Source organism: Nonomuraea sp. JJY05 (assembly GCF_043496855.1).
Taxonomy (GTDB): Bacteria; Actinomycetota; Actinomycetes; order Streptosporangiales; family Streptosporangiaceae; genus Nonomuraea.
In genome coordinates this window covers 161768-187380 of the sequence record NZ_JBIEIS010000005.1, presented here as the reverse complement: position 1 = coordinate 187380, position 25613 = coordinate 161768, and the positions used below count along the sequence as shown (strand labels likewise).

22 protein-coding genes are annotated in these 25613 nt (G+C 71.9%); 5 read left to right on the top strand and 17 right to left on the bottom strand.

The features are described from left to right. Window positions 1-31 precede the first annotated feature (31 nt). Window positions 32-244, bottom strand: coding sequence for a hypothetical protein (locus ACFKCF_RS08705; RefSeq protein ID WP_394492436.1), 213 nt, complete (start codon window positions 242-244; stop codon window positions 32-34). A gap of 282 nt (window positions 245-526) precedes the next feature. On the opposite strand from ACFKCF_RS08705, the gene ACFKCF_RS08700 reads away from it, so the two are divergent. Then, window positions 527-1429 carry a TauD/TfdA dioxygenase family protein gene (locus tag ACFKCF_RS08700; RefSeq protein ID WP_394492435.1) on the top strand — a complete coding sequence of 301 codons (903 nt, stop codon included), beginning with the start codon at window positions 527-529 and terminating at the stop codon, window positions 1427-1429. A gap of 125 nt (window positions 1430-1554) precedes the next feature. Here ACFKCF_RS08700 and ACFKCF_RS08695 read toward each other — a convergent pair whose 3' ends face one another. The 11 genes from ACFKCF_RS08695 to ACFKCF_RS08645 all read right to left on the bottom strand — a co-directional run bounded on the left by ACFKCF_RS08695 (window position 1555) and on the right by ACFKCF_RS08645 (window position 13419). Next, window positions 1555-2187, bottom strand: coding sequence for a flavin reductase family protein (locus ACFKCF_RS08695; RefSeq protein WP_394492434.1), 633 nt, complete (start codon window positions 2185-2187; stop codon window positions 1555-1557). A 320-nt stretch (window positions 2188-2507) separates the two neighbouring features. Next, a complete protein-coding gene (locus ACFKCF_RS08690; protein WP_394492433.1) occupies window positions 2508-3032 on the bottom strand; it encodes an NADPH-dependent FMN reductase in 525 nt (174 codons plus the stop codon). Beyond that, complete coding sequence (locus tag ACFKCF_RS08685; protein WP_394492432.1) at window positions 3029-4366, bottom strand: LLM class flavin-dependent oxidoreductase; 1338 nt, start codon at window positions 4364-4366, stop codon at window positions 3029-3031. Before ACFKCF_RS08685 ends, ACFKCF_RS08690 begins: the two co-directional genes overlap by 4 nt. Beyond that, window positions 4363-5316 (bottom strand): ABC transporter permease, encoded by a 954-nt coding sequence (locus tag ACFKCF_RS08680; protein ID WP_394492431.1) that lies wholly within the window; start codon window positions 5314-5316, stop codon window positions 4363-4365. Before ACFKCF_RS08680 ends, ACFKCF_RS08685 begins: the two co-directional genes overlap by 4 nt. Then, window positions 5309-6115: an ABC transporter ATP-binding protein gene (locus ACFKCF_RS08675; protein ID WP_394492430.1), complete on the bottom strand. Its 807-nt coding sequence runs from the start codon at window positions 6113-6115 to the stop codon at window positions 5309-5311. Before ACFKCF_RS08675 ends, ACFKCF_RS08680 begins: the two co-directional genes overlap by 8 nt. Then, complete coding sequence (locus ACFKCF_RS08670; protein WP_394492429.1) at window positions 6112-7122, bottom strand: ABC transporter substrate-binding protein; 1011 nt, start codon at window positions 7120-7122, stop codon at window positions 6112-6114. The genes ACFKCF_RS08675 and ACFKCF_RS08670 overlap by 4 nt, the downstream gene beginning before the upstream one ends. 174 nt (window positions 7123-7296) lie before the next feature. Then, entirely contained in the window at window positions 7297-8421 is a 1125-nt protein-coding gene (locus ACFKCF_RS08665; protein WP_394492428.1) for an LLM class flavin-dependent oxidoreductase, read from the bottom strand. Beyond that, window positions 8418-8669 (bottom strand): hypothetical protein, encoded by a 252-nt coding sequence (locus tag ACFKCF_RS08660; RefSeq protein WP_394492427.1) that lies wholly within the window; start codon window positions 8667-8669, stop codon window positions 8418-8420. Before ACFKCF_RS08660 ends, ACFKCF_RS08665 begins: the two co-directional genes overlap by 4 nt. Then, a complete protein-coding gene (locus ACFKCF_RS08655; protein ID WP_394492426.1) occupies window positions 8666-9880 on the bottom strand; it encodes an LLM class flavin-dependent oxidoreductase in 1215 nt (404 codons plus the stop codon). Before ACFKCF_RS08655 ends, ACFKCF_RS08660 begins: the two co-directional genes overlap by 4 nt. Next, a complete protein-coding gene (locus tag ACFKCF_RS08650) occupies window positions 9877-11199 on the bottom strand; it encodes an NtaA/DmoA family FMN-dependent monooxygenase (RefSeq protein WP_394492425.1) in 1323 nt (440 codons plus the stop codon). Before ACFKCF_RS08650 ends, ACFKCF_RS08655 begins: the two co-directional genes overlap by 4 nt. A 96-nt stretch (window positions 11200-11295) precedes the next feature. Then, window positions 11296-13419, bottom strand: coding sequence for a lanthionine synthetase LanC family protein (locus tag ACFKCF_RS08645; protein ID WP_394492424.1), 2124 nt, complete (start codon window positions 13417-13419; stop codon window positions 11296-11298). A 48-nt stretch (window positions 13420-13467) separates the two neighbouring features. On the opposite strand from ACFKCF_RS08645, the gene ACFKCF_RS08640 reads away from it, so the two are divergent. Continuing rightward, entirely contained in the window at window positions 13468-13800 is a 333-nt protein-coding gene (locus ACFKCF_RS08640) for a putative quinol monooxygenase (RefSeq protein WP_394492423.1), read from the top strand. A 267-nt stretch (window positions 13801-14067) separates the two neighbouring features. Here ACFKCF_RS08640 and ACFKCF_RS08635 read toward each other — a convergent pair whose 3' ends face one another. Next, a complete protein-coding gene (locus ACFKCF_RS08635) occupies window positions 14068-16893 on the bottom strand; it encodes a beta-galactosidase (protein WP_394492422.1) in 2826 nt (941 codons plus the stop codon). Window positions 16894-17176: 283 nt separating this feature from the next. On the opposite strand from ACFKCF_RS08635, the gene ACFKCF_RS08630 reads away from it, so the two are divergent. Continuing rightward, window positions 17177-19162 carry a glycosyl hydrolase family 28-related protein gene (locus tag ACFKCF_RS08630; RefSeq protein ID WP_394492421.1) on the top strand — a complete coding sequence of 662 codons (1986 nt, stop codon included), beginning with the start codon at window positions 17177-17179 and terminating at the stop codon, window positions 19160-19162. 37 nt (window positions 19163-19199) lie between these two features. Here the strand turns inward: ACFKCF_RS08630 and ACFKCF_RS08625 are convergent, their stop codons facing one another. From ACFKCF_RS08625 to ACFKCF_RS08615, 3 genes are all read right to left on the bottom strand, one after another. Then, a complete protein-coding gene (locus tag ACFKCF_RS08625; protein WP_394492420.1) occupies window positions 19200-20075 on the bottom strand; it encodes a fumarylacetoacetate hydrolase family protein in 876 nt (291 codons plus the stop codon). Window positions 20076-20147: 72 nt separating this feature from the next. Continuing rightward, window positions 20148-21614, bottom strand: coding sequence for a multicopper oxidase family protein (locus tag ACFKCF_RS08620; protein WP_394492419.1), 1467 nt, complete (start codon window positions 21612-21614; stop codon window positions 20148-20150). Then, on the bottom strand, window positions 21611-22012 hold the full coding sequence (locus tag ACFKCF_RS08615) for a hypothetical protein (RefSeq protein ID WP_394492418.1): 402 nt from the start codon (window positions 22010-22012) through the stop codon (window positions 21611-21613). Before ACFKCF_RS08615 ends, ACFKCF_RS08620 begins: the two co-directional genes overlap by 4 nt. 197 nt (window positions 22013-22209) lie before the next feature. Here ACFKCF_RS08615 and ACFKCF_RS08610 point away from each other — a divergent pair, with 197 nt between their 5' ends. Continuing rightward, window positions 22210-23331, top strand: coding sequence for a sensor histidine kinase (locus ACFKCF_RS08610; protein WP_394492417.1), 1122 nt, complete (start codon window positions 22210-22212; stop codon window positions 23329-23331). Window positions 23332-23423: 92 nt separating this feature from the next. Next, the gene (locus ACFKCF_RS08605; RefSeq protein WP_394492616.1) at window positions 23424-24089 is read left to right on the top strand and encodes a response regulator; all 666 of its coding nucleotides are present in this window, start codon (window positions 23424-23426) and stop codon (window positions 24087-24089) included. Window positions 24090-24282: 193 nt separating this feature from the next. Here ACFKCF_RS08605 and ACFKCF_RS08600 read toward each other — a convergent pair whose 3' ends face one another. Continuing rightward, window positions 24283-25467: an Ig-like domain-containing protein gene (locus ACFKCF_RS08600; RefSeq protein ID WP_394492416.1), complete on the bottom strand. Its 1185-nt coding sequence runs from the start codon at window positions 25465-25467 to the stop codon at window positions 24283-24285. Window positions 25468-25613: the final 146 nt, after the last annotated feature.

Below are 25613 nucleotides of genomic sequence, written 5' to 3'. Positions count from 1 at the left end.
CTGGGCAGATCCGAATCTCGGGATCGGACCCTCAGCCGCCGAGAACGCCGCTTGGCAGGACCCTGTTGAGTGCTCCCGCGCTCAGAATTGCTTTGAGAAGGTTGACCACTTGGCTGACCAGCGAGCCGAGCAGTTCTCCTGATTGGGCTGCGGCGGTGGCTGGGCCGGCGAGCGCGACGGTCAGCGTCGCACCTATGGCGAGAAGTAGTCCCATCCGGGCGATGGATTTCACCAGTGCCTCCATGAGTGCTAACAGAGAGTTATGGATCATCACTCTATGTGCATGACATGGCGCGCGCCATCTTCTCCGCGTCGCGTTTCTGCCGCACGCCCCAAACACCGCGAAGCAGAGAAACCCTAATTACCTACCAAGTCAGTTGACTTTGCAGATGGAGCGATCTACGTTTGATGGCGTGACGACCACGGCTCTGACGATCCGGGGTCACGTGGACTTCTGCCGCGTGGCCAGCGCGCTCTGTCCGTCCTTCCGACCGCAGGCAAACCCTCCAACGGAAGGAAAAATCCCATGTCATCCCTGTCCATCGTCCCTGTCGCCGGCCGGATAGGCGCCGAGATCTCCGGCGTACGGCTCGGCGGCGATCTGCCTGCCGGCGTCGTCGCGGAGATCCGCCTGGCGCTGCTCGGCCACAAGGTGGTCTTCTTCCGCGGACAAGACCATCTCGACGAGCGGGGCCAGGTGGCCTTCGCCCGGCTGCTCGGCGAACCGACCGCCGCGCACCCGACCGTTCCCTCGCTCGACGGGAACGACCACGTCCTCGACCTCGACTACAGCGACGGCCAGAAGGTGGATCGCTGGCACACGGACGTGACGTTCGTGGACCGGCCGCCGCTGGCGTCGGTGCTGCGGGCCGTCAGCGTCCCGGCCGCCGGCGGCGACACGCTGTGGACCAACACCGTGGCCGCGTACGAGCACCTGCCCGCCGAACTGCGGGACCTGCTCGACCGGCTGCGGGCCGTACACACCAACCAGCACGACTACGTACGCGTCGCCGCCTCCGACGATCCCGAGCGGGCGCGGGAACGCGCCGAGGTGTTCGCCTCCACGGTGTTCGAGACCGAGCACCCCGTGGTGCGGGTGCACCCGGAGACCGGCGAGCGCTCGATCCTGCTCGGGGACTTCGCCAAGCGGCTGGTGGGGCTGTCGGGGCACACGTCCGCCTCGCTCATCCGCCTCATCCAGGAGCACGTCACCGAGGTCGAGAACACGGTGCGCTGGCGCTGGGCACCCGGTGACGTCGCCATCTGGGACAACCGGGCGACGCAGCACCGGGTGGTGCACGACTTCGGCAGCCGTCCGAGGCGGCTGCACCGGGTCACGATCGCGGGTGACGTGCCGGTGGGCGTGGACGGCCGTCCCAGCGTCGTGCTGAGGGGCGACGCGGCCGCCTACTCCCCGATCGCCGCCTGACCTCTGCTCCTTGCGGATGGCCCTGGCCCCGACGACGTGGCCAGGGCCATCCGCATGTCCGGCCCATGGAACCGGAACGGCCACCCGGCGGTGTGCCGGGCGGCCGTTCGTGCTGGGTGGTTTCTCTACGGGTGGGCGATGAAGCGGCCGAAGCGGCCCTGGTGGTAGATGAGAGGACGGCCTGGGCTGTGCACCCTGGCCTCGGCTACCAGGCCGACCACCAGGATGTGGTCGCCCACGTCCACCGTGTCGTGCGGGAGGCAGATGAGGTGGGCGGAGACGTCCTGGAGCAGGGGCGCGCCCAGGGAGCCCGGACGCCAGCGGGTGGGCTCGGCGAACCGGTCGATGTCCTTGCGCGCGAACCTGGCGGCCAGGTCGGCCTGGTCGCTGGCCAGGACGTTGACCGCGAAGTGGTCCGCGTCGCGCAGCCAGGGCCAGGTGGTGGAGGACTGGTCGACGTAGAACGAGACCAGGGGTGGGTCGAGGCTGACGGAGGAGAAGGAGGTCGCCGTGAGCCCGACGGGGATGCCGTCGGTCTGGGCGGTGATGATGACGACTCCGGCGGCGTGTACGGCGAGCGCCCGGCGGAACCCGTCGGGGTCGACCGCACCCCTGTCCGGCCCCTCCTCGCTCGCCCCCGCGCCGGAAACCGGCCGCGACTCCGACGGCGGCCGCGCCTCCGAAAACGACCTCGCTTCCAGAGTTGGGCTCGCCTCCGATATCGACCTCGCTTCCGGAGCCGGGCGCGTCGCAGGCACCGTCGGCGCCTCGGACGCCAGGCGGATCTCGTGCCCATTGCGGGAGCCGGGCACAGCGCGCGAATCGGGCACAGCGCGCGAGTCAGGAGCAAGGCGAGGGTCAGCGCCCGGGCGTGGGTCCGTAATCGGGCGCAGGTCCTGGGCCGGACCCGCATCCGAAACCGGGCGCGGGTCCTGGCCCAGACGCGGATCCTGGCTCGGGCGAGGGTCCGAAACCGGGCGGGGGTCCCTTGCCGGGCGGGGGTCTGCGGCGCGGCGTGCGTCCCGGGCCTGGCGGGCCTCTCTGGCGCGGCGGGCCTCCCGAGCGGCCACCGTTTCCGTCACGAAAGCGCCCCTTCCTTGAGTACAGCGGTCACCTGCGGACCCACACGATCGGCCCACCCCGCCACCACCTCTCCCAGCTCAGGAATCTGCGACTCCAGCACCGCCAGCCCCGGGGTCGGTACGAAGGCGCCCAGTTCCACCAGCAGCGGGCGCAGGTGCACCTCCACCGCCAGCGAATGCTTGGGATCCCCCATGACCAGGAGCGGCAGCGCCGCCGTGCCCGCCAGCGCGTCCGGTGGCAGGCGGTCGAGGAACGACTTCAGCAGCCCCGTGTAGGTGCCCTTGTAGGTGGGGCTCGCCACGACGAGGATGCTCGCCGAGGTCACCAGTCCCAGCGCCGCGGCCACGTCGGGGTGTGCGAGGGGCGAGAGGAGGTGGGGCGCCAGGCCCGACAGGTCCACGACCTCGTACGCCTCCGGCGCGGCGCCGAGGCGGTCGCCGACGGCCTGGGCGGCGGAGGCGGCGACCGAGAGCGTGCGGGAGCCGGGCCGGGGGTTGCCCACGAGCGTCACGATGCTCATCGCGCCACCGCCACTTCGCGCCGCTCGCCGGCGGCGTAGCGGGACGGGGGTCTGGGCAGGCCGTAGTTCTCGCGGAGCGTGCGCCCCTCGTACTCGTACCGGAACAGGCCCCTGATCTGCAGCTCCGGCACCACCTGGTCGACGAAGTCGCTCAGGCCGCCGGGCAGGATCGGCGGCATGACGTTGAACCCGTCGGCCGCGCCGGCCAGGAACCATTCCTGGATCTGGTCGGCGATCTGCTCCGGCGTTCCGGCGACCACGCGGTGGCCCCGGCCGCCCGCCAGGCGGTTGAGGAGCTGCCTGACCGTGAGGTTCTCGCGCCTGGCCAGGTCCACGACGAGCTTGCGGCGGCTCTGGGCCCCCTCCGTCTCCACGGGTATGTCGGGCAGGGGCCTGTCCAGGGCGTCCTCGGTCAGTTCGATGCCGGTCATGTGGGAGAGCTGCGCCAGCCCGTACGCGGGAATGATCAGGTCCTCCAGCTCCTTCTCCAGCCGCAGCGCCTCGCGCTCGGTCGAGCCGATGATCGGCGAGATGCCCGGCAGGATGAGCACGTCCTCGTGCCGCCGCCCGTAGGCGGCCAGCCGCCCCTTCAGGTCGGCGTAGAACTCCTGCCCTTCCCGCAGGGTCTGCTGGGCGGTGAAGACGGCCTCCGCGTAGCGGGCGGCGAACTCCTTGCCGTCCTCCGAGGACCCGGCCTGGACCAGGAGCGGGTGACCCTGGGGCGGGCGGGAGGTGTTCAGGGGGCCGCTGACCGAGAAGTGCTCCCCCGCGTGCTCGATCGGGTGGATCTTGCCGGTGTCGGCGTAGTCGCCGGCGACGCGGTCGCCCAGGATCGCGTCGTCCTCCCAGCTGTCCCACAACTTCTGCGTGACCTCCAGGAACTCGCCGGCCCTGGCGTAGCGGTCGGCGTGCGAGGGGCGGACGATGCCGAAGTTGCGGGCCTCGGCCTCGCCGGCGGAGGTGACGATGTTCCAGCCGGCCCGGCCGCCGCTGATGTGGTCGAGCGAGGCGAACTTGCGGGCCACGTGGAAGGGCTCGTTGTACGTCGTCGACACGGTGGCGATGAGGCCGATGTGATCGGTGACGGCGGCCAGGGCCGACAGCAGGGTCAGGGGTTCGAGACCGCCGAGGGCGTTGTGCCGGACGTTGCCGTGCAGGGCCACGCCGTCGGCGAGGAAGACGGAGTCGAGCTTGCCGCGTTCGGCGATCCTGGCGAGCTCCTGGTAGTGGCGGACGTCGGTGAGGCGGGCGGGCTCGGTCCGGGGATGTCTCCAGGCCGCCTCGTGGTGGCCGACGCCCATGAGGAAGGCGTTCAGGTGGAGCTTTCTCGTCAAGTGGTCCTCCAGGTGGAGAAGCGGCGCTCGACGCCGACCAGGAGCAGGTTGAACAGCAGGCCGAGTACGGAGATCGTGATGATTCCCGCGTACATGTCGGGGATGCGGAAGCTGGACTGGGTGTCGAGGATGAGATACCCGAGCCCGGCCTTGGCGCCCACCATCTCGGCGAAGAGCAGGACGAGGATCGAGTACGCGCCCGCCAGCCGCACGCCCGTGAAGATGGTCGGCACGGCGGCGGGCAGGATCACCTTCTGGAACAGGCGGACCGGGCCGAGCCCCATCGACCTGGCCGACTTGATGAGCAGCGGCTCGACGGTCTTCACGCCGCTGATCGTGTTGAGCAGGATCGGCCACGCGCACGCGTACAGCACGAACGTGACCTTCGTCGTCTCCCCGATGCCCAGGATCAGCGTGAACACCGGCAGCAGCGCCACCGCCGAGGTGTTGCGGAACAGCTCCAGCAGCGGCGTGAGAAAGTCCGCGACCGGTTTGTACCAGCCGATCAGCAGGCCGAGCGGGATCGCCAGCACGATGGCCAGGCCGAAGCCGGACAGCGAGCGGGCGAGGGACGCCTCCAGGTGCTCGGGGAGCTGGCCGCCGACGAGGAGGTCGTACCAGGCGACGAGGTTCTCCGAGAGCGGCGGGACGAAGACGGAGTCAACGACGCCGAGCCTGGGCAGCACCTCCCAGGCGGCGAGGAGGAGCAGGATGGCGGTGGAGTTGGTGACCGCCCGCCTGAGCAGCCGCCCGCCGACAACCCGCCGGCGCGGCACCCCCGCCGAAGTAGAGGTCAAGGCCGGGGCCGGGGTCAGCGTCGGAGCAGAGGTCGCGGTCGGGGCCGGGGTCGGAGCAGAGGCCGGAGTCGGGGCAGGGGCGGCCTCTGGGGCCTCGTCGTCCGGGAGGTCGTATCGGTGGACGTCGCCGGAGAGCAGTTTCTGGTCAGCCACGGGTCGCCGCCACCTTCCGCTCCTGCACCTGCGCCGCCGCAACCTCTTCACGCAGCAGCCCCCACACCCGGTGGCGGTATTCCCCGAACGCCGGGTCCGCCCGCAGATCTCCCTCGCGCGAGGAGAAGCGCACGTCGATGACCTCCTTGATCCGCCCCGGCCGCGAGGTCATCACGGCGACCCGTTGCCCCAGGTAGACGGCCTCGTCGATGCCGTGCGTGATGAACACGACGGTCTTGCCGGTCTGCTCCCACACGTGCACGAGCTCCTCCTGCAGGGACTCGCGGGTCTGCGCGTCCAGGGCGGCGAACGGCTCGTCCATCAGCAGCACGTCCGGGTCGAACGCGAGGCTGCGCGCGATGGCCACCCGCTGGCGCATGCCGCCCGACAGCTCGTGCGGATAGCGCTCCTCGAACCCGGCCAGCCCCACGAGCGCGAGGTGCTCGCGGGCCCGCCGCGCCCGCTCCTTCCTGGGCACGCCCTTGGCCTCCAGCCCGAACTCGACGTTGGACTGCGCCGTGCGCCACGGGAACAGCGCGTACTGCTGGAAGACGACGCCCCGGTCGAGGCCGGGCCCGGTCACCCGCGCGCCGTCGATGAGGATCTCCCCGGACGTCGGCGCGGTCAGCCCGGCGATGAGGTCGAGCAGGGTGGACTTGCCGCAGCCGCTGGGCCCGACGAGCGTGAGGAACTCGCCCTCGCGCACGTCGAGGTCGATGCCGGACAGCGCGGTGAACGGCTGGTCGGCGTCCCTGAGCTGGAACGTCTTGGCCACGTTCCGGATGCTGATCTTGGTCATGACCCGCTCCCGCCCGCATAGGGGTTGAACTGATTGGTGTAGAGGTCGGAGACCTTGACCTGGCCGGGCTTGATCTCGCCCTCGCGCTCCAGCCAGTCGGCCCAGGTCTTGAACTCCTGGTCGGCGATGACACCGCCCTTGGCGGCGATGCCGGTGCTCTTCCAGAACCGCACGGTGTCGGCGCTCTCGTTGCGGCCGCGCTTGGCGATGATCTGCTGGAACTTGGCGACGACCTCCTCGCGGGAGTGGGTGCGCGCCCACTCGATGGCCTTCGCGAATCCGGTCACGAACGTCTTGACGGTGTGGGGGTTGGCGGCGATGAAGTCCTCGCGGAGCACGACGGACCCGGCGGTGAACGAGCCGAACAGGTCCACGTCCTTGAACAGGGGGCGCAGGCCGCCGCGTTCCAGCGCCTTGTCCCTGAGCACGCCGCCGAGGGTGCCGACGTCGAGCTGCCCCTGGCGCAGGGCCTGCTCGGTGTTGACCGGCGGGATCACCACGAGCTGGACCTGCTTGACCTCCTCGGGCGTCAGCCCTTCGCGCTTGAGGTACTCCTTGATGACGGCCTCGTGGTGGGCGCCGAGGGTGTTGACGCCGATCTTCTTGCCGATCAGGTCGCGGGCGGACCTGATCGGGCTGTCCTCTTTGACGTAGTAGCCCTGGTAGGTGTCCTGGTCGGAGCCGTAGTAGCCGATCACGGCCTTGATCGGCGCCTTGGCGGCCTTGAGCTTGACGATGGCGCCGTTGAAGGCGCCGCCGAACTCGGTCTGGCCGGTCGCGGCCGACTGGATGTCCTGGGGGCCGGAGGTGGTGTTGCCGACCCACTTCAGCTTGACGTCCCCGAGATAGCCGAGCTCCTCGGCCAGCTCGGGGAAGGTGACGTTGCCGGCGTTGCCCTGGTAGCGCAGCACCTTCACCTCTTGTTGGGGGTTCGCCTGGGCCGTGCCGCAGGCCGCCAGGACGGCGGGCATCAAGGCGGCCAGGAGGGCATGTCTGGTCTTGATCACGATGTTTCCTCTGAGGAGGGAGAGAGGGGGTTCAGCGGTACGTGATCAGCGACACTGCGCGCTGGCGACGTGGCCGAAGTCCACGTGCGGGCGCCGGGTCAGGTAAAGGCCCATGCCCATGAAACTACGTTCCTCCGTCCGTAAAGTCAACTTTTCCTACTGGATATACATGAATTAGCTCCAAGCATCCGCGAGCAGCTCATACGAGCGGACGCGGTCGGCGTGGCCGTGCGTGATCGTGGTGATCAGCAGCTCGTCGGCCCCGGTGACCCGCTGGAGCACCCCCAGCCCGTCCGCCACCGCCTCCGGGTCGCCGACGAACTGGGTGTCGAGGCGGTCGGCCACCAGCTTCCTGTCCTCCTCGCTCCACACGTGGGCGTCGGCCTCCTCCGGCGTGGGGTACGGCATCGCGCCCTGCCCGGTGCGGATGCTGCGCACCCACAGGCCGTAGGGCTTGGCCAGCTCCCGCGCCGTGGCCGCGTCCCGCGCCACGACGGCGTCGGCGGACACGATCACGTACGGCTCCGCCAGGACGTCGGACGGCTTGAACGCCTTTCGGTACGCTTCCACCGCCTCCAGGACACTGGCCGGGCTGACGTGGTAGTTGGCGGCGAACGGCAGGCCCCGCTCCCCCGCCACCTGCGCGCTCTGGCCGCCGCTGCTGCCCAGGATCCACACCTCGACGTCCGCGCCCTCGCCCGGGATCGCATGGGCGGTCCGGCCGTCGGGGGAGGCGTAGGTGCCGGCCAGGAACGCCTGGACGTCGTCGAGCTGGTCGGCGAAGTCCGGTGTCTCGGCGCCGGGCTGCTGGAGGAGGGAGGCCTGGAAGGCCAGGTGCGGCGCCGCCCTGATCAGCGCGGAGAAGTCGAACGGGGGCGGGATGAGCAGCCCGTCCACCACCCGCGCCGCCGAGGGAGGAGGGTCCGGCGGGCGTTCCGAGTGGCGGGCGAGCTCGGCGCGGCGCTGGCCGGAACGTCCGAGACCCAGGTCGATGCGCCCCGGATGGGCCGCGTCCAGGAGTCCGAACTGCTCCACCACCGCCAGCGGCGTCTGGTGGCCGAGCTGCACCGCCCCCGAGCCGACCCGGATCCGGGCGGTCGCCGCGGCCACCAGACCGATGAGCACGGCGGGCGCCGAGCCGGCCACCCCCTCGGCGAAGTGGTGCTCGGCCAGCCAGTACCGGTGATAGCCGAAGGACTCGGCCTGCCGCGCCAGGTCGACGGTGTTGCGGATGGCGTCCCGGGCGGTCCCGCCGGAGGGGATCGGCGCCAGGTCGAGGATGGACAGGGGGACCGTCATGAGGAACCTCCCGGGAACGGCCTGCTCGGTATCTCCTTGCGCAGCACCGGAGCGATGTCCGACTGGAACAGCTCCAGCGCCGAGCGGTGCCGCGCGTCCGTCAGCCCGTCGGCGTCCGCGTGCAGGTGCATCACCTCGTGCCCGAACCGGTCGTGGTAGCGGTGCACTTGTCGACGATCTGCGCGGAATCGCTCGTTGGTGGACTTGCGGCCGTCATGAACGATCAAGGTGATGGCCAGAAATTTCACGCAATGTCAGCTTTCTTAGAGACATAACGGTTGATCGCGGGCGGCAGGCCGAGGTGCCCGCGCAGGGTGGCGGCCTCGTACCGGCTCCTGAAGGCGCCGCGCCGCTGCAGCTCGGGGACCAGCCGCCGGGTGATCGCCTCCAGGTCGAGCGGCACGGCGCCGGGCCGCAGCCGGAACCCCTCGATCCCGGCCTCCTGCCAGTCCAGCAGCAGGTCGGCCAGCTCGGCGGCGGTGCCGGCGAAGGTGTACGCGTCGGACTCGGGCGGCGCGGCGAGCCCGTCGAGCCGCTCCTTCCGGCCGGCCGCGTCGTCGCCGACGTGGACGAGCAGGTCGGCCAGGATCTTGAGCGGTTGCCCCTCCCTGGGGCGGCTCCTGACCTGCTCGACGATGTCCCGCGCGTGGTCACGGCTGTGCGGGGTGACGAGGACGACGTCGGCGGAGCGGGCGGGCAGCTCGTACGGCACCCGCGACCCCCCGTGGTCGAGCACGGTCACGACCGGCTGCCCCTGCGGCGGCCTGGGCGTGATCGACGGCCCCTTGACGGAGAACCTGGATCCGGCGAAGTCGATGTAGTGGAGCTTGTCGCGGTCGACGAACCGGCCGGTGGCCACGTCGCGGATCTCGGCGTCGTCCTCCCAGCTGTCCCACAGCCGCCTGGCCACCTCGACGGCGTCGGCCGCCTCCTCGAAGAGGTCCGCGATGAGCCCCCGGGCCTGCTCGTCTGGCTCCCATCGGCCCGCCGTGTCCCGTTTGGGGATGAGCGCCGGGATCTCCCGGCGGCCGAAGTGGGCGGCCTCCCAGGCACGGGCCGAGACCTGGACCCGCCAGCCCGCGCGCCCCAGGCTGACGTGGTCCAGGCTCGCGATGCCGATGGCCACGTGGAACGGCTCCGTGTGCGTCGTCGTGGCCGTGGGCACCAGTCCGATGCGCGTGGTGAGCGGCGCGAGCGCCGCCGCGAGCAGCACCGCGTCGAACCGGCCGCGCACCTGGTCGGTGCGGTCGTCGGGCCCGTCCAGGCCCGAGGTCTGCAGGCCCAGGGCGTCCTCGATGGTGACGAAGTCGAGCAGCCCGCGCTCGGCCTCGGCGACGAGCCCGGCCCAGTGGCGGGCGGTGAACAGCTCCCGCGCGTTGACGGCCGGGTCCCGCCAGGCGGCCGGATGCCAGCCGGCGCCGTCGAGCGCGACGGCCAGGTGCAGGGGCGCCCGCGTCATGCCGCGCCTCCCAGCCCGAGGTGCTCGCGGAGCGTGGCGCCCTCGTAGTCGGTACGGAACGCGCCGCGCTCCTGCAGCAGCGGCACCACCCTGTCCACGAAGTCGTCCAGCCCGCCCGGCGTGAGGTGCGGGACCAGGACGAACCCGTCGGCGGCGCCCGTGCGCACGAACTCCTCGATCTGCGCGGCCACGGTCGCGGGCGAGCCCACGAACGACTGCCGCCCGGTCATGTGGATCACCAGTTCGCGGATGCTCAGCTCCTTCTCCTCGGCCACGGCCCGCCATCGCGCCGCCACGGCGACCCGGTCGGCCACCTGTACCCGGCCCTGGGAGACGCCCTGCTCGGCGGCCGGCTCCACGTCGGGCAGCGGCCCTTCGGGGTCGTAGGCGGACATGTCCCGGCCCCAGATCTGCTCCAGGAAGGCGAGCGCGGTCTGCGGCCCCACCTGCTGCCGGCGGATCTCGGCGGCGCGCTCGGCCGCCTCGGCGTCGGTGTCGCCGAGCGCGAACGTCGCCGCCGGCATGATCTTGAGCTGGTGCGGCTCCCGCCCGTAGGCGGCCAGGCGGCGTTTGACGTCGGCGTAGAAGGCCCGGCCCTCCTCCAGCGTGCCGTGGCGGCTGAAGATGACGTCGGCGTTGGCGGCGGCGAACTCCCTGCCCTCGTCGGAGTCCCCCGCCTGGATGACCACGGGGTGACCCTGCGGGCTGCGCGGGACGTTGAAGCGCCCCTCGACGGTGAAGTGGCGGCCCCGGTGGCTGACCGCCGAGACCGACCCGGGCCGCAGGAACCGCCCGCTCTCCTGGTCGGCGAGCACCGCGTCGGGCCGCCAGGAGTCCCACAGCTCGCGCGACAGCCGGACGAACTCCTCGGCCCGCGTGTAGCGCTCGGAACGGTCCAGGTAGCCGCCTCGGCGGAAGTTCTCGCCGGTGAAGGCGTCGGAGGTGGTGACCACGTTCCAGGCGGCCCGTCCCGCGCTGAGGTGGTCGAGCGTGGCCAGCCGCCTGGCCAGCTCGTACGGCTCGTTGAAGGTGGCGTTGACGGTGGCGGCCAGCCCGAGGCGCTCGGTGACGGCGGCGAGCGCGGCCAGCACGGTCAGCGACTCGGGGCGGCCGACCACGTCCAGGTCGTGGATGCGTCCCTTCAGCTCGCGCAGCCGCAGGCCCTCGGCCAGGAAGAAGAAGTCGAACTTGCCCCGCTCCGCCGTGCGGGCCAGGTGGACGAAGGATTCGAAGTCGATCTGGCTGCGGGAGCGGGGGTCGGTCCAGACGGTGGTGTTGTTGACGCCGGGGAAGTGCGCGGCCAGGTGGACCCGCTTCATGCGACCTGCCCGCGGCGACAGGGGACGTCACATTCGGTCATGATGTGCTCCTTGGCTCAATACCCAGTTAAACAGTAGGAAAACTGGGTATCGCTGTCAACGGAGCGCGGAAGCGGGCAACGGGATCGCGGGGAACGGATTGTCGGGCAGCAGGATGACGCGGCGCGGACGGTCGGCCTGACCTGCGGCGTCGAGGTGAAGGAGCGCGGCGCCGATGCCGGCCGCGCCCACCATGTAGCCGGTGTCGGCCGTCACCTCGCCGGGCCGCAGCCGCCGGTACGCCTGGTACCAGCGGTAGCCGCGCCCGTCGTGGTCGGTGGCCCGGCCGATCAGGTCGGTGGCGAGCCCGCGGGCGTACTCCAGGTGGGACTCCTCCCCCGTCGCCGCCCACAGCCCCACGAAGAACTCGATGAGCCCGGCCGTCCCGCAGCACTGGCAGGCCACGTTCCAGTAGCCCTCGGTACGGCGGCGCGGCACGCCGCTCTTGACGATGCCGCGCGCCAGCCGCTCCACCCACTCCAGGTCGCCGGGGTCGCCCCCCACCCGGTGGAGCTCGTAGAACATCCTGGCCACGCCCGCGGAGCCGGAGCAGAAGCCCAGGTAGTGCAGCTCCCTGGCGTGCGGCACGTGGTGCGGCACGACCGCGCACCCGCCGGCCACGACGCTGATCTCGCGGACGAAGGCCGCGCCGCTGCGCGCGGCGAACAGGAAGCGCTCGTCGCCCGTCACCCCGTACAGGCGGGCCAGCAGGAACGCGGTCCCGGCCGTGCCGGCGAGGAAGCCGGGCGTGACGGCGTCCACGGGCAGGTCGGCGCAGTCGCCGAACCGGTGCCCCGGGACGGGCAGCCGGGCGATCCGCAGGCCCGCCTCCACGGCCGCCTCCTCGTACGCGGGCACGCCGAGATGGGTGGCGGCCCGCAGCAGCCCGAGGATGATGCCGCCCTCACCGCGCTGCGCGGGATCGCGCGACCACCCGACGCCGCCCTCGGACTCCCGGCCCCGGCGGACGATCACGTCGGCGATGGCGGCGGCCTCGGCCTCGAACGCGCCTTCGCCGAGCACCCAGCCGGCCTCCATGAGCGCGACCATCGTGCCGGTCAGCCCGTGGTAGAGGGAGAGGTCGTCCTGCTCGCGCCAGGTGGCGGCGAGCCTGCGGGCCCCCTGCCTGACATCCTCCAGGTACGCCTCGTGGCCGGTGGCCGCGGCCAGCTCGAGGAAGAACAGCACGACGCCCGCCGCCCCCGAGTAGAGGGACGAGGGCTCGGAAGTGACCGCCGACCCGCCGTGCGGATCGGGATTGGCCAGCCAGCGCCTTCCGTGCCCGTCGTCGGCCGCGGCGGATCTGATCCATCGCCCCGCCAGGATGGCGGCGGTCAGCGGGGAATCGGCTCGGGCGCTCGATGCGCGGATCCTGTCCAGACTCACCCGTCCAGCATCCCACACATTTGGTAGGAAATTCAGGAAAGCCGGGGAACCGCCGCGACCAGTTCCCGCGTGTACGGGTGCCGGGGGCGGGTGAACACCTCCGTCACCGTCGGGGCGGGGGCCCAGGGCCCTGGCGATGGCGACGCGCTGCCGCTGGCCGCCCGACAGCTCCCGAGGGTGGCGGCCGGCGACGCCGGGCGGCAGGCCGACGCGTTCGAGCAGGTCGAGCACCAGTCGGGCCAGGGTGGTCTTGCCCGAGCCCGACTCGCCGACGACGCCGAGCGTCTCGCCCTCGTACAGGGTGAACGAGACGTCGTCGACCACCCGGCGCGGCCCGTACGACCTGGACAGGCCGGTGCCGGCGAGCACCCGCGCCGACGGGTTCGGCGTGCGGCGCGGCAGCGGCGAGCCCGGCCTCGCGGTGGACAGGCGAGTGCCCCGGGAGGCGGCCGACGGGACGGCGGCCAGCAGCGAGCGGGTGTAGTCGTGCGAGGGCGCCGACAGCACGCTCCCGGTGGGGCCCTCCTCGACGACGCGGCCGTCCTTCATGACGAGGACGCGGTCGGCGATCGAGGCGACGACGGCCAGGTCATGGCTGATCAGCAGGGCACAGCCGGCGGCCCGGCGCTCGGGCTCGTCGGCGACCCCCACGGTCCGCAGCGGATCGAGGGAGACCAGCGCGTCCTGCAGCACCAGCCCGGCGAACCCGCCGCGCAGCCGGCGCCGCTGCGCCGGTCCGAAGCCGAGCGCGTCCTGGCCGCCGACGCTGAACGGTAATGCATGAATGTCTGTCAACGCCCTCTCGATAGGCTTGATCCCCACGGACTCGAAGGAGCCAGCTCGATGATCTTCATTACCGCCAAGTTCCGCATCCTGCCCGAGCACGCCGACCGCTGGCCGGAGATCGTCGCCGAGTTCACCGAGGCGACCAGGGCCGAGCCGGGCTGCCTGTGGTTCGACTGGTCGCGCAGCCTCGCGGATCCGACGGAATACGTGCTGGTGGAGGCGTTCCGCGACGGCGACGCCGGGGCGGCGCACGTGCAGTCGGCCCACTTCAAGCAGGCCCAGCAGACGCTGCCGCCGCACCTCGCCGAGACGCCGCGCATCGTGAACGCGACCGTCCCGCAAGACGACTGGTCCCTGCTCGGCGAACTGGCCGTCCCGGACCGCGACTAGCGCGCCGGGCCGGCCCCCCGACGTCCAGGGGCCCGGGCCCGACGGCCGGCCCTTCGAAGTCCCGGAGTTCGGGTGTGGCGGCCTGCTCTCCGAAGCCCAGGGGCCTGCGGGTGGCCGCTCCTCCTCCGAAGTCCCGGAGCCCGCAGGTGGCCGCCGCCCCTCCGAAGACCCGGAGCCCGCGGGTGACGGCCGGCCTTCCGAGCCCGTGGGGCCCGAGCGCGGCGGCGCCCCCCTTCCCCCGAAAGGACCTTCGCCGAAGTGCGGCGGTCAGCGGCCCTGGCGGACGTTGCCGTAGGTGAACAGGCTGATCGGCCCGGGACCCGCCACGGCCTGCTCGGCGGTGACTGCCAGAGCGATCGTGTTGGTCCCGTGCTCGTCCAGGAGCCCGGCGGGAAGCACGAAGTCGCGCTGCGGGCCGATGTCGCCGCCGTACTGGCCGACGTTCCAGCCGTTCAGGAAGATCTGCACGCGGTACGCGGGCGACGGGTCGCCGCCGAAGCGGAGCCCGACCGGCGCGTCCTGACCCTTGGGGAGGTCGAGGCGGAACGCGGTCCGGAGCCAGGTGACGCCGGGGGGCAGCTCGCTGCTGGCGGCTTTCCAGGATTTATCGGGATAAGTCGGCAGATGCCAGCCGGTGCGCTCCCCGTACAGGCCGCCGTTGTTGAGCGGGCCGCGCAGCGGGTCCGTGCCCGGTGAGCCCTGGATGCGCCACGAGATCGGGGTGCCGCCGACGGTGGCGGCCACCAGGCCGCGCGGCTGCTTGAAGCGCAGGTCGTCGGCGATCCAGTCGTCGTTGTGGCCCATGTTGGCGACGAGGACGGAGATCACGTTGTCCGCGCCCGGCTTGAGCACGCCCGCCGGGATGTCGAAGTGGCCGGGGCCCGGGTCGGGGTTGGGCGGGGTCGAGGCGTCGCCGGAGTCCGCCTCCACGCCTCCGGCGGCCGAGCCGAGATAGCGGCCGTTCAGCCAGACCAGGTAGTTGCCGCGCAGGCCGGTGACGGCGTTCAGGTCGATCCTGGTCTCGGATCCGGCGGCGGTGAAGTGGCCCCGGTACCAGACGTTGCCGTAGTGGTAGCCGTAGTCGTCGGCGTACAGGACGGGCAGGGTCTTCGGCGGGTGCGGGCTGACGGTCGTGGTGTGGTCGGCGACGGTCCAGCGGGAGTCGTCGAAGCCGGGCGCCGCCTCCGGGGCCTCGGCGCGGGAGCGCCAGCCGGTCAGCGCGGGCAGGCGGACCGGCTCGGGGACGCGGGTGGCGCCCAGGAGCGAGCCGCTCGGGGTGCGGGCGACGCGTACGTCCTCCGTGCCGATCCGCAGCCGCCTCACCGCGGGGCCCGCGAACGCCTCGACCGGCCCGCCCGCGGTGTCCGCCGCCAGCCTCAGCGTGTCGCCGCTCGCCGAGGCCGAGCGGACCAGCTCGGTGCCGCGTACGAGCACCGGCCCCGACCCCGTCTCGGCCCGCCAGAATCCGGCCGCCGTCTCGTCCGTGCCGAGCAGGAGCAGCAGCGGCCGCCGCCCGCCACCCGTGACGAGCACCCGGGCGAGCCCGTCGTGGGTGTAGTCGAGGCGCAGGTCGCCACCGGTGTACGAGGCCCGCACGTCCCCTTCGAGCACCTTGACCACCGGCCGCGAGCCGTAGCGCAGGATCGTGGCGCCGGGCGAGCCCGCGGTGCCGTACAGGACGGCGACGTCACGGCCGCCGATGAGGGCGTGCGTCATGATCTCGGACGTGGACAGGACCAGGCGCTGAGCGCCCAGGTCGTACCCCGCGACCAGGACGTGCGCGTCGCGCCCCTTGACCCGCACGGGCACGCGGTGGCGGCCGTCGGGGGCGGCCCAGTCGAGGGTGGCGTCGTCCGTGCCGGTGGCGGCCCGGTCGGCATGTTTCACCAGGACGAACTGGGTGCCGGTGTCGGGGTTCGCGCGGGCCGTGGTGGTGAGGGCGGGGTTGTCCGGGACGGCCGGCGAGGTGAGCGGGTCGGTCTTGGCCAGCGGCGCGACGGCCTCCAGGAAGTAGCTCTGGCGCTTGAACTCGTCGTACTTGGGCGTGAGCTGCCGGGCCTCGGTGATGGCGGCGCCGTAGTCGTAGGAGGTGTAGACGTCGTTGGGCTGGGCCAGCCAGCCCCAGTTCGTGCCGCCGTACCCCATGTAGTACGAGAACATCGTCGCCCCGGTCGTGACCAGGTTGTTCTTGTAGAAGTACTTCATGTACGCCGGTCCGGTCAGCTCGCGGCACCTGTCGTACCCGGCGTTGCCCAGGTCGATCGCGCCCGCCTGGTACTCGGCGGCGAAAACGGGGATGTCGTCGCGCAGCCGCTCGGTCAGCCCCTCGCCCCAGGGCCCCCAGACCTCGGGACTGGCGCACTCGAAGGACTGCGGATAGTCGTCCACCCCCGGGATCTGCACCGCGCCGGGGCCGGTCGCCCACGTCGAGCTCCAGCTCCCGGCGTCGCAGCAGTCGTTGGTGGTGATCGGCACGTCGATGCCGGCCGCCCGCGCCTGATCCTGGATGTCCTGCATGTACGCGGCGTCGGTGTTGACCTGGTATTCGTTCTCCGCGTTGTAGAGGATGACGGGGCCGCCGTCGGTGACCTGGTGCCGGGCGATGATCGGGTTGATCCGGTGCAGCCACTCGCGGTAGGCGGCCTGGTATCCGGGCGCGCTGCTGCGGGCCCGGCCCGGCACGGTCTTCACCCAGGCGGGCAGGCCGCCGCCGGTGCTCTCGGCGTTGATGTACGGCCCGGGGCGGGCGATCACGTACAGGCCGGCCTGCCGGGCGGTCCGCAGGAGGCGGTCCACGTCGCGCACGCCGGTGAAGTCGTACACGCCGGGCTTCGGCGAGTGGTACGCCCATGAGAAGTAGATCGAGACGGCGTTGAACCCGGCCGCCCTGAACTTCTCCAGCACGTCCCGCCACAGCTCGGGGCTCGGCAGGCGGAAGTAGTGGAACTCGGCCGACTGCAGGACGAGCCGCTCGCCGTCCACCTTCAGCGAGTACCTGTCGTACGTGACCTCGTGCGCGGCCGCGCCGACGCCCGCGGGCGCTCCCAGCAGGACGCAGAGCAGGACCAGGAACACCGCGAGCAAGCGCCTCATGGCCGCCTTCCAGGGTCGACTGCGGACTGTCTTTAATTTGGCGACCATCCAAACAAAAGTCAACGGATCCGGCTTCCTGGACGATCGTCGCACGCCGCCCGTTACCGGAACGTTACGAGCGTCGCGAAACCCCTCGCCGGCGACGTGGACGCCCACGCCGACCGCAACGGAACGCAAATTTGCGCAAGAAATCAGCAGATTCGAGAAACTACTTGACAACATCTTGTGGATCGGTTGATGGGCGCCTACTGTCGCCTCACCCCCCGAGAGAAACGAGCATCGGATGCCACGCACGGTCCTGGCTGTCTTATGCGCGGCCGCGACGGCCCTCGCCGCCTCCCCTGCCCACGCCTCCCCCGGCCCGGCCCCCGTCGTGACGCGGGCGGCCCTCGACCCGGCGCTCGTCGCGGGGCGCGGCGCCGCCGTGGACTTCCTGGAGCAGGAGGCGGAGAACGCCGTCACGAACGGCACGGTCATCGGCCCCGATCGCGGCGCGTACACGCTGCCCGCGGAGGCGTCGGGCCGCAAGGCGGTGCGGCTGGCGCCGGGGCAGTACGTGGAGTTCGCGCTGCCGCGCGCGGCCGACGCGATCACCGTCCGCTACAGCATCCCCGACGCGCCCGGCGGGGGCGGCATCACCGCGCCGCTCGACGTCACGGTCAACGGCAAGGGCCGCCGGACCATGACGCTGACGTCCCGGTACGCGTGGCTGTACAACCAGTACCCCTTCTCCGACGACCCCGGCGCCGGCCTGCTGCACCCCGACTGGTGGATCACCGAGTGCTCGTGCGTGCCCGCCGCCACGACGCCGCCGCCCGTGATCGCGAAGCCCTTCCGCCCGAACCACTTCTACGACGAGCAGCGCCTGCTGCTCGGGCGCACGTACCGCGCGGGCGACCGGGTACGCCTCGCGGCCCCCGAGGGGGGCGCCGCCGCGTGGACGGTCATCGACCTGCTGGACTCCCAGCTCGTGGGAGCGCCGCGAGTCAGGCGCGCGGCGGCCGACGTGCTGGCGTTCGGGGCCGACCCGTCCGGGCGGCGCGAATCGTCCGACGCGTTCGACCGGGCCATCGCGTTCGCCCAGCGCAAGCGGCTGGAGGTGTACGTCCCGCCGGGCACGTACCAGGTGAACCGGCACATCATTGTGGACGACGTGACCATCACGGGCGCGGGAAGCTGGTACACGATCATCAAGGGCCATGAGGTCCCGCTCGGGAGCCCGGCGCCGGACGGCTCGGTGCACACGGGCGTCGGCTTCTACGGCAAGCCCGGGGGCAGCAGGAACGTGCACCTGTCGGGGTTCGCCATCGAGGGGGACGTGCGGGAGCGCGTCGACACCGACCAGGTGAACGCGATCGGCGGCGCGATGAGCGATTCCACCATCGACGGCCTGCACATCCGGCACACCAAGGTCGGCATGTGGTTCGACGGGCCGATGACGAACGTGCGGATCACGAACAACGTGATCGTCGACCAGATCGCGGACGCCGTGAACTTCCACACCGGCGTCACCGGCTCCGTCGTGTCGAACAACTTCATCCGCAACACCGGCGACGACGCGCTGGCCATGTGGTCGGAGAAGAGCGCCGACAGCGGCAACACCTTCGACCACAACACCGTCCAGACGCCCGTGCTCGCCAACGGCATCGCCGTCTACGGCGGCAGGGACAACACGATCTCGAACAACCTCGTGGCCGACCCGGTCAGGGAGGGCAGCGCCATCCAGGTCGGCTCCCGCTTCGGCGCCGAGCCGTTCACCGGGCGGCTGCTGATCACCGGCAACACCACGGTCAGGTCCGGGACGTACGAGCTGAACTGGAACATCGGGCTCGGGGCCATCTGGTTCTACGCGCTGGAGCGGGACATCTCCGCGGACGTCCAGGTGGTCGGCAACCACTTCCTCGACAACACGTACAACGCGATCATGCTGGTGAGCGAGTGGTCGGTGAAGGACCTGTACTCGATCACGAACGTGCACTTCAAGGACATCCGGGTCGACGGGACCGGGACGTCGGTGGCGAGCGCGCGGGCGAAGGGATCGGCGACGTTCGAGAACGTGGACGCGCGGAACGTGGGCGCGGTCGGGGTGAACAACTGCGGCTCGTTCGGCTTCCCGCCCACGGGCTCGGAGTTCTCGCTGACCGATCTCGGCGGGAACGACGGCGGCGGCGCGGCCGGGCCCTGGCTGGCGCCGTGGCTGCTGCCGAACACCATCACCTGCGACGACCGTCCGCCGGTCGTGGCGCCCCCGCCGCCGTCGCCCTGGTGACCGGGCCGGCACGCGCCGTGCCGGCCCGGCCGGGGGCTCACTCCGGCCGGCGCATGGCCTCCAGGCCCCTGACCACGGTGGTCGACAGGGTGCCGATCTCGGCGATGCCGATCGTCACCGTGTCGCCGTCCTGCAGCGTGAACGGCAGGTCGGGCACCAGGCTGGTGCCGGTGGCCAGCACGGCGCCGTCGGGGAAGGAGTCGGCGCGGAACAGGTAGCCCGCCAGCTCGTCGAGGCGCCGGTGCAGGCCCGACGTGGACGCCTTGCCGTCCCACACCGTCTCGCCGCCCCTGGCGATCGTGAGCGTGATGTCCAGCGCGTACGGGTCGGAGACCTCCCACACGGGCCTGATCGCCGGGCCGACCGCGCACGCGCCCAGGTAGATCTTGGCCTGCGGCAGGTAGAGCGGGTTGACGCCCTCGATGGTGCGCGAGCTCACGTCGTCGACGACCGTGTAGCCGACGATCTCCCCGGCCGTGTTCAGCACCAGGCCGAGCTCCGGCTCCGGCACGTCGATCTCGGAGTCCGACCGCACCGCGATGCGCCCGCCGTCGCCCGAGACCTTCCAGGCCACCGACTTGAAGAACAGCTCGGGGCGCTCGGCGTCGTAGACCAGCTCGTACACGTCGGCGGCGCGCTCGCTCTCCAGCACCCGCGCCTCGCGCGAACGCCGGTACGTCACGCCGGCCGCCCAGACCTCCATCAGCCCGTCCACCGGCGCGAGCCGCCGCACGGCCGCGGACGGGTGGCCCGGCCCGTCGGCCCCCGCCAGCCGCTCGCGCAGCCCCTCGACCGGGAGCCGCAGCAGCTCGGCCACGGTCGTGACGCCGGCCAGCTCCACCACCTGCTCGCCGTCGTCGACGCCGACCGCCGGGGCGTCGGTCAGGGGGCTGACGAACCGTACGATGTGCATGCCTGCTCCTCATTCTCATCAGACGAGTCTGATGAGAGTCTTCCCTACCCGGCCGGGCGGGGTTCTGGCGGGTCAGATCACCTCGAAGTCGGCCATCATCGCCATGTCCTCGTGCTCAAGGTTGTGGCAGTGGAGCATGTAACGGCCGCGATGGCCGTCGAAGCGGGCGAGCACGTCCACCACCTCGTACGGGCGCACGTCCACGGTGTCCTTCCACCCCGCGTCCGAGGCGGCGGGGGCCCGGCCGTTCCTGGCCAGCACCAGGAAGTGGGCCAGGTGGACGTGCACGGGGTGGTGGAAGTCGCTGGACAGGCGCCAGACCTCGGCGGTGCCCAGCCGGGGCCGGGCCAGCGGGACGCCGGGCCGGTAGGGGTGGCCGTTGATCGTCCAGACCCCCTCCGCCGACCTGCGGAAGTCGAACAGGCGGGTGGTCACGGGCGGCACGCGCCCGGGCGGCCGGGACAGCACGGCCGGTACGGCGGTGTCGTCGGCGGCCCGGCGGGCGACGACGAACCGCATGACGTTGCGGGCGGGGCCGTCGGCGAGGGTGTTGACGAGGGTGACCGCGCCGCCGACGGGGTAGGCGGAGAAGTCGACCACCACGTCGTACCGCTCTCCCGGCGAGATCGGGAGCTCGTCGTGCGCGACGGGCGCGGCCAGCAGGCCGGAGTCGCTCCCGATCTGCGTGAACCGGCCGCCCGGCGCGAGCCGGAGCCGGTAGCGGCGGGCGTTCGAGGCGTTCAGCAGCCGCAGCCGGTAGCGGGTGGCCGTCACCTCGGCCACCGGCCAGGGCGCCCCGTTGACGAGGATCACGTCCCCCTCGACGCCTTCCATGTAGTCACCGTCGACCGCGGCCATGTGACCTGTGTGACCTTTGTGACCTGTGTGGTTACCGCCGCCGGGCGGGCTCGGGTAGCGGAAGGAGCCGTCCTCGTCGAACGCCCGGTCGCAGATCATCAACGGCAGCTCCCGCTCGCCCCTCGGCAGCGGGAGCGCGTCCTCCTCCTCGTCGCGCACCAGCGCCATCCCGGCCAGCCCCCGCCACACCTGCGGCCCCGTGAAGTCCATCCGGTGGTCGTGGTACCAGAGCGTGGCGGCCCGCTGCTCCAGCGGGTAGTCATAGTCCTTCGTCCCGCCTCCGGACGCTACGAGGTCGGCCGGGTAGCCGTCGGAGCCGGGCGGGGTGACGCCGCCGTGCAGGTGGGTGGAGGTCGGCACGCTCAGCTCGTTGCGCACGGCGACCGTGACGCGGCTGCCGCGCCGCAGGTCGAACGTGGGGCCGGGGAAGGTCCCGCCGTAGCCCAGGACCTCGGTGGTCGTGCCGGGGATGATCTCGATCCTGGCGACCCGCTGCGTCACCTCGTAGCGGCCGGGGCGTACCGGCCGGGCGACCTCGGGGATCGGGAGCGGCACGGTGAACGGCCGGGGCAGGGCCAGCCGGCTGCGCAGCAGCTCCCCCGAGATCTCGGCGCACCCGGCGGCGGCCAGCGCGGTCGCGCCCAGCGCCCCGAGGAACCCCCGCCTGGTCAGGGCGCTCATGCGGCGCTCGGGCGGCGGTAGGCGCGCCAGGTCCAGGCGGTGAAGACGGCGGACAGGCCGAAGATCGCCATGCCGATCGGGAAGTGCAGTCCCAGCACCCGCCACTGCCCCAACGCCACCTGCACCGTCTCCAGCACCACGAGGCCCAGACCGGCCAGTGCGGGCCATCCCGGCCCCCGGCCCGGCCGCCACAGCAGGACGGCGGCGACGAGCTGCAGGTAGAGCAGGGCGTGCGTGAACCCGGCGTTGTTCTGGTGCCAGGCCAGCAGGTCGACGTCGCCGGTGGCGAAGAGCCCGGCCAGCGCGGCCTGCCCGAGCACTCCGGCCAGGTGCGCGGTGGAGAGCGCGCGCAGCGACCAGACGATCCAGCCGGGCGGAGCGGAGGGTGATGCGGTCATGCACGAAATGCTCCAGGCAGGCCCCCTGGAGCCGCGTCCCACGTGGGAGGGCTTCCCGGCATACGCCCCGTGGAGTACGCCGCCCGTCCGGGGCCGCGAACGTACGACCGTGGGATGACACCGGGCCTGCACCGAGGCCGTGAACATACGACCGTAGGGCGACGACCGGCCCCGGCCCGGTCGCCTACCTTGTGAGCATGGACAGCCGGAGAACGGACGCGCTCGTCGCGGCGGGCGCCCTGGCGGCGATCATGGGAGGGACGTACGCGAACCTCTCGTGGACCGGCCCGCTGGAGCGCCCCCTCGACCCGGCGGGCGTGACGCTGATCGTGGTCGCGTCGCTGACGCTGGCCTTCCGGCGCACCGCACCGCCGGCCGCGGGCGCGGTCGCGGCGGCCGCCGGGGTCGTCTACTACGCGCTGCACTACCCGGGCGTGTTCGCCTCCGCGCCCGCGCTGGCCTCGATCTACACGCTGGCCGCGCTCGGCCGCCGCAAGGCGGCGATCTGGCTGTCGCTGGCGCTGGCCGCGGGCATCTACGGGCTCATGGCGATCGCCGAGGACGATCCGCCCCCGGGGAGCTGGATGGGGCTGCTGAGCGGATGGCTGGTGGCCATGGTGGTGGTCGGCGAGCTGACCCGGCACCGCCGCGCGTACCTGCGGGCCGTGGAGCAGCGCGCGGAGGAGGCCGAGCGCACCCGCGAGGAGGCGGCGCTGCGCCGGGCCGGCGAGGAGCGGCTGTGGATCGCGCAGGAGCTGCACGACTCGCTCACCCACAGCATCTCCGTGGTCAACGTCCAGGTGGCGGTGGCCATGCAGCTGCTGGAGCGCGACCCGGCGCGGGCCAGGCAGGCGCTGGCCGCGATCAAGGAGTCGGGGCACGAGGCGATGCGCGAGCTGCGGGCCACGCTGGGCGTGCTGCGCCAGAGCGAGCCGGAGGAGGCGGGGCTGTCCAGGCTGCCGCGCCTGGTCTCCAGGGCCGAGGGCGCGGGGCTGCGGGTGGCGCACACCGTGGCCGGCACGCCGTACGCGCTGCCGCCCGAGGTGGACCGGGCCGCGTACCGCATCGCGCAGGAGGCGCTGACCAACGTGCTGCGCCACGCGGGCGCCGCCACGGTGACGCTCGCGGTCGAATACGATCCGGCGAAGATCGTGCTTCGGGTCGAGAACGACGGCGAGGCGGGCACCGCCGGGCCGGGGATGGGGTTGATCGGGATGCGCGAGCGCGCGGTCGCCATCGGCGGCTCGCTCACCGCGGGCCCCCACGAGAGGGGCGGCTTCGCGGTCCGCGCCGAGCTGCCCGTCCGGGTCCCGGCATGACGGCGGCCGACGAGGCGGGCGGTGGGGATCCTGGGATGGCGGCGGCCGACGAGGCGGGCGGCGCGGGTTCCGGGATGGCGGCGGGTCCCGGGGTGATCAGGGTTCTGCTGGCGGACGACCAGCCGCTGATCCGCGCGGGTTTCCGGGCACTGCTCGAGCTCAACGACGACATCACCGTGGTCGGCGAGGCGGCCAACGGCGTGGAGGCCGTGGAGCTGGCCAGGCGCCTGCTCCCGGACGTGGCGCTGCTCGACGTGCGCATGCCGCTGCTCGACGGCATCCAGGCCACCCGCAGGATAGGCGCCGCCCCCGATCTCGACGGCGTCCGCGTGGTGATCCTCACCAACTACGCGCTCGACGAATATGTCTTCGCCGCGCTGCGGGCCGGTGCCAGCGGCTTCCTCCTCAAGGACATCGAGCCCGGCGACCTGCTGCAGTCGGTGCGGGTGGCCGCCCGCGGCGACGCGCTCCTGTCGCCCTCGGTGACCCGCCGCCTGATCGAGGAGTACGTCAGCACCCCGCCCCGCCCCACTCCGGCGCCCGGCCTCGAACGCCTGACCGACCGCGAGCGCGAGATCGTGACCCTGGTGGCACGGGGCATGTCCAACGAGGAGATCGCCGAGCACCTGGTGATCAGCGGCGCCACCGCCAAGACCCACGTGAGCAGGTCGATGACCAAGCTCGGCGTGCGTGACAGGGCGCAGCTGGTCGTCGTCGCGTACGAGTCCGGCCTGGTGGTCCCGGGGACGAGCGCCTAGATCGTCAGCAGGAACTCGTAGACGTTCAACAGCCAGACCAGCAGCCACAGGGCCACGGCGGGGAGCCTGGCCATGCCCCGTCCGATTCCGTCATTCGGCACGCAGTATCACAACGCCCTTCCCTCGACGGCTATGACACTTCCAGTGTGCCTCCCAGACCATGCCCGGCCCGGATGGTGACGTAACAGGACGGCTAGCCGTTGATCGGCTTCCCCAGGGCGCTGCCCGCCAGCCAGTCGTCCCACGACTTGGCCCACGGCGTCGGCCCGTTGCCGAACTGGAGCTTCCGCGACGTCCCCTTGACCTCGATGATGTCCCCTCGCTGCGTGAACTCGTAGAACCAGCGGGCGTTGGCCGGGCTGGCGTTGACGCAGCCGTGGCTGACGTTGCGGCTGCCCTGCGCGCCGGTGGACCAGGGGGCGGCGTGGAAGAACGTGCCGCTGTAGGTCATCCGGACGTTCCACTTGGTGCGGATGCGATATTCGCCCGGTTTGCCGATGGTGGCGGAGTCCATGACGGTCTCCGCCGCCTTCTCCTGAGCGATCATTACGCCGGAGTAGCTGTCGTCCCCCGGCTTGCCCAGGCTGACCGGGATGGTCTTGACGACCTCGCCGTTCTCCCGCACGACCGCCTTATGGGTGGCGTTGCTGACCTCGGTGATGTGCTCGTCGCCGACGGTGAACGTCAGGCTTCGGTCCTTGGTGCCCCACAGGTCCCGCCCCGCCCGCAGGCCGGCCAGGTGCGCGACCACCGTGACCTTCTCGCCGACCGGCCAGTACTCGCGCGGCCTGAACTGGACCTCGCGGTCGCTCACCCAGCTCCACGCGCCCTCGACCGGCTTGGACATCCGCACCACCAGCGACCTCTCGACCGCGGCCCGATCGCTCTTGGCGGTTACGGGCTGCGACAGCAGGAGCTGGACGGGCATGCCGACGCCGACCTTCTCGCCGTCCAGCGGGGACATGCCGCTCTCCAGCGCCCGCTTCGGCTTGAGCGTGGTGAACGTGGCCTGGGCCGTGACCGGCTTCCCGTCCGTGCCGGTGGCCTGCGCGCTCACCGTGTACGTGGTCGACGGCTTCAACGGCCACTTGGGCCGCCACGTCCCGTCCGCGGCCGCGCTGCCGCTCACCTCCCGGCCCTTGGCGTCCGCGACGGTCAGCTTGGTGACCTTGCCGTCGGTGACCTTGACACCGATCCCGGTGTCCGGGGGGACCTTCTTCGTACCGTCGGCAGGCATGATCGACAGCTTGGCCACCGGGGCCTGCTCCTGCTCCTGCGGTTTGGCGGCGGGCCCGGACGAGCCGCCCGAGCTGCAGCCGGCGGCCAGGAGCAGGGCCGCGGTGAACGTGCTGACGAGGATGGTCCGGCCGTTCCGCATCGTGGATGCCTCCCAAGCCTGACAAAAGGGGCAGATTTCACAGTAGGTGACCCCAACGGCTCCTGCCCCCGAACCGGGGGAGCATGCAGGGCACATTGACCGCCGCATTGGCGCGGTTTAACAACCCCTTTACTCACGTCCTGAAC

Excerpts from the sequence above, each read along its gene's own strand:
- ACFKCF_RS08705 (WP_394492436.1), bottom strand. The coding sequence starts at position 244 with ATGGAGGCACTGGTGAAATCCATCGCCCGGATGGGACTACTTCTCGCC.
- ACFKCF_RS08700 (WP_394492435.1), top strand. The coding sequence starts at position 527 with ATGTCATCCCTGTCCATCGTCCCTGTCGCCGGCCGGATAGGCGCCGAG.
- ACFKCF_RS08690 (WP_394492433.1), bottom strand. The coding sequence starts at position 3,032 with ATGAGCATCGTGACGCTCGTGGGCAACCCCCGGCCCGGCTCCCGCACG.
- ACFKCF_RS08675 (WP_394492430.1), bottom strand. The coding sequence starts at position 6,115 with ATGACCAAGATCAGCATCCGGAACGTGGCCAAGACGTTCCAGCTCAGG.
- ACFKCF_RS08665 (WP_394492428.1), bottom strand. The coding sequence starts at position 8,421 with ATGACGGTCCCCCTGTCCATCCTCGACCTGGCGCCGATCCCCTCCGGC.
- ACFKCF_RS08655 (WP_394492426.1), bottom strand. The coding sequence starts at position 9,880 with ATGACGCGGGCGCCCCTGCACCTGGCCGTCGCGCTCGACGGCGCCGGC.
- ACFKCF_RS08650 (WP_394492425.1), bottom strand. The coding sequence starts at position 11,199 with ATGAAGCGGGTCCACCTGGCCGCGCACTTCCCCGGCGTCAACAACACC.
- ACFKCF_RS08640 (WP_394492423.1), top strand. The coding sequence starts at position 13,468 with ATGATCTTCATTACCGCCAAGTTCCGCATCCTGCCCGAGCACGCCGAC.
- ACFKCF_RS08635 (WP_394492422.1), bottom strand. The coding sequence starts at position 16,893 with ATGAGGCGCTTGCTCGCGGTGTTCCTGGTCCTGCTCTGCGTCCTGCTG.
- ACFKCF_RS08630 (WP_394492421.1), top strand. The coding sequence starts at position 17,177 with ATGCCACGCACGGTCCTGGCTGTCTTATGCGCGGCCGCGACGGCCCTC.
- ACFKCF_RS08625 (WP_394492420.1), bottom strand. The coding sequence starts at position 20,075 with ATGCACATCGTACGGTTCGTCAGCCCCCTGACCGACGCCCCGGCGGTC.
- ACFKCF_RS08620 (WP_394492419.1), bottom strand. The coding sequence starts at position 21,614 with ATGAGCGCCCTGACCAGGCGGGGGTTCCTCGGGGCGCTGGGCGCGACC.
- ACFKCF_RS08615 (WP_394492418.1), bottom strand. The coding sequence starts at position 22,012 with ATGACCGCATCACCCTCCGCTCCGCCCGGCTGGATCGTCTGGTCGCTG.
- ACFKCF_RS08610 (WP_394492417.1), top strand. The coding sequence starts at position 22,210 with ATGGACAGCCGGAGAACGGACGCGCTCGTCGCGGCGGGCGCCCTGGCG.
- ACFKCF_RS08600 (WP_394492416.1), bottom strand. The coding sequence starts at position 25,467 with ATGCGGAACGGCCGGACCATCCTCGTCAGCACGTTCACCGCGGCCCTG.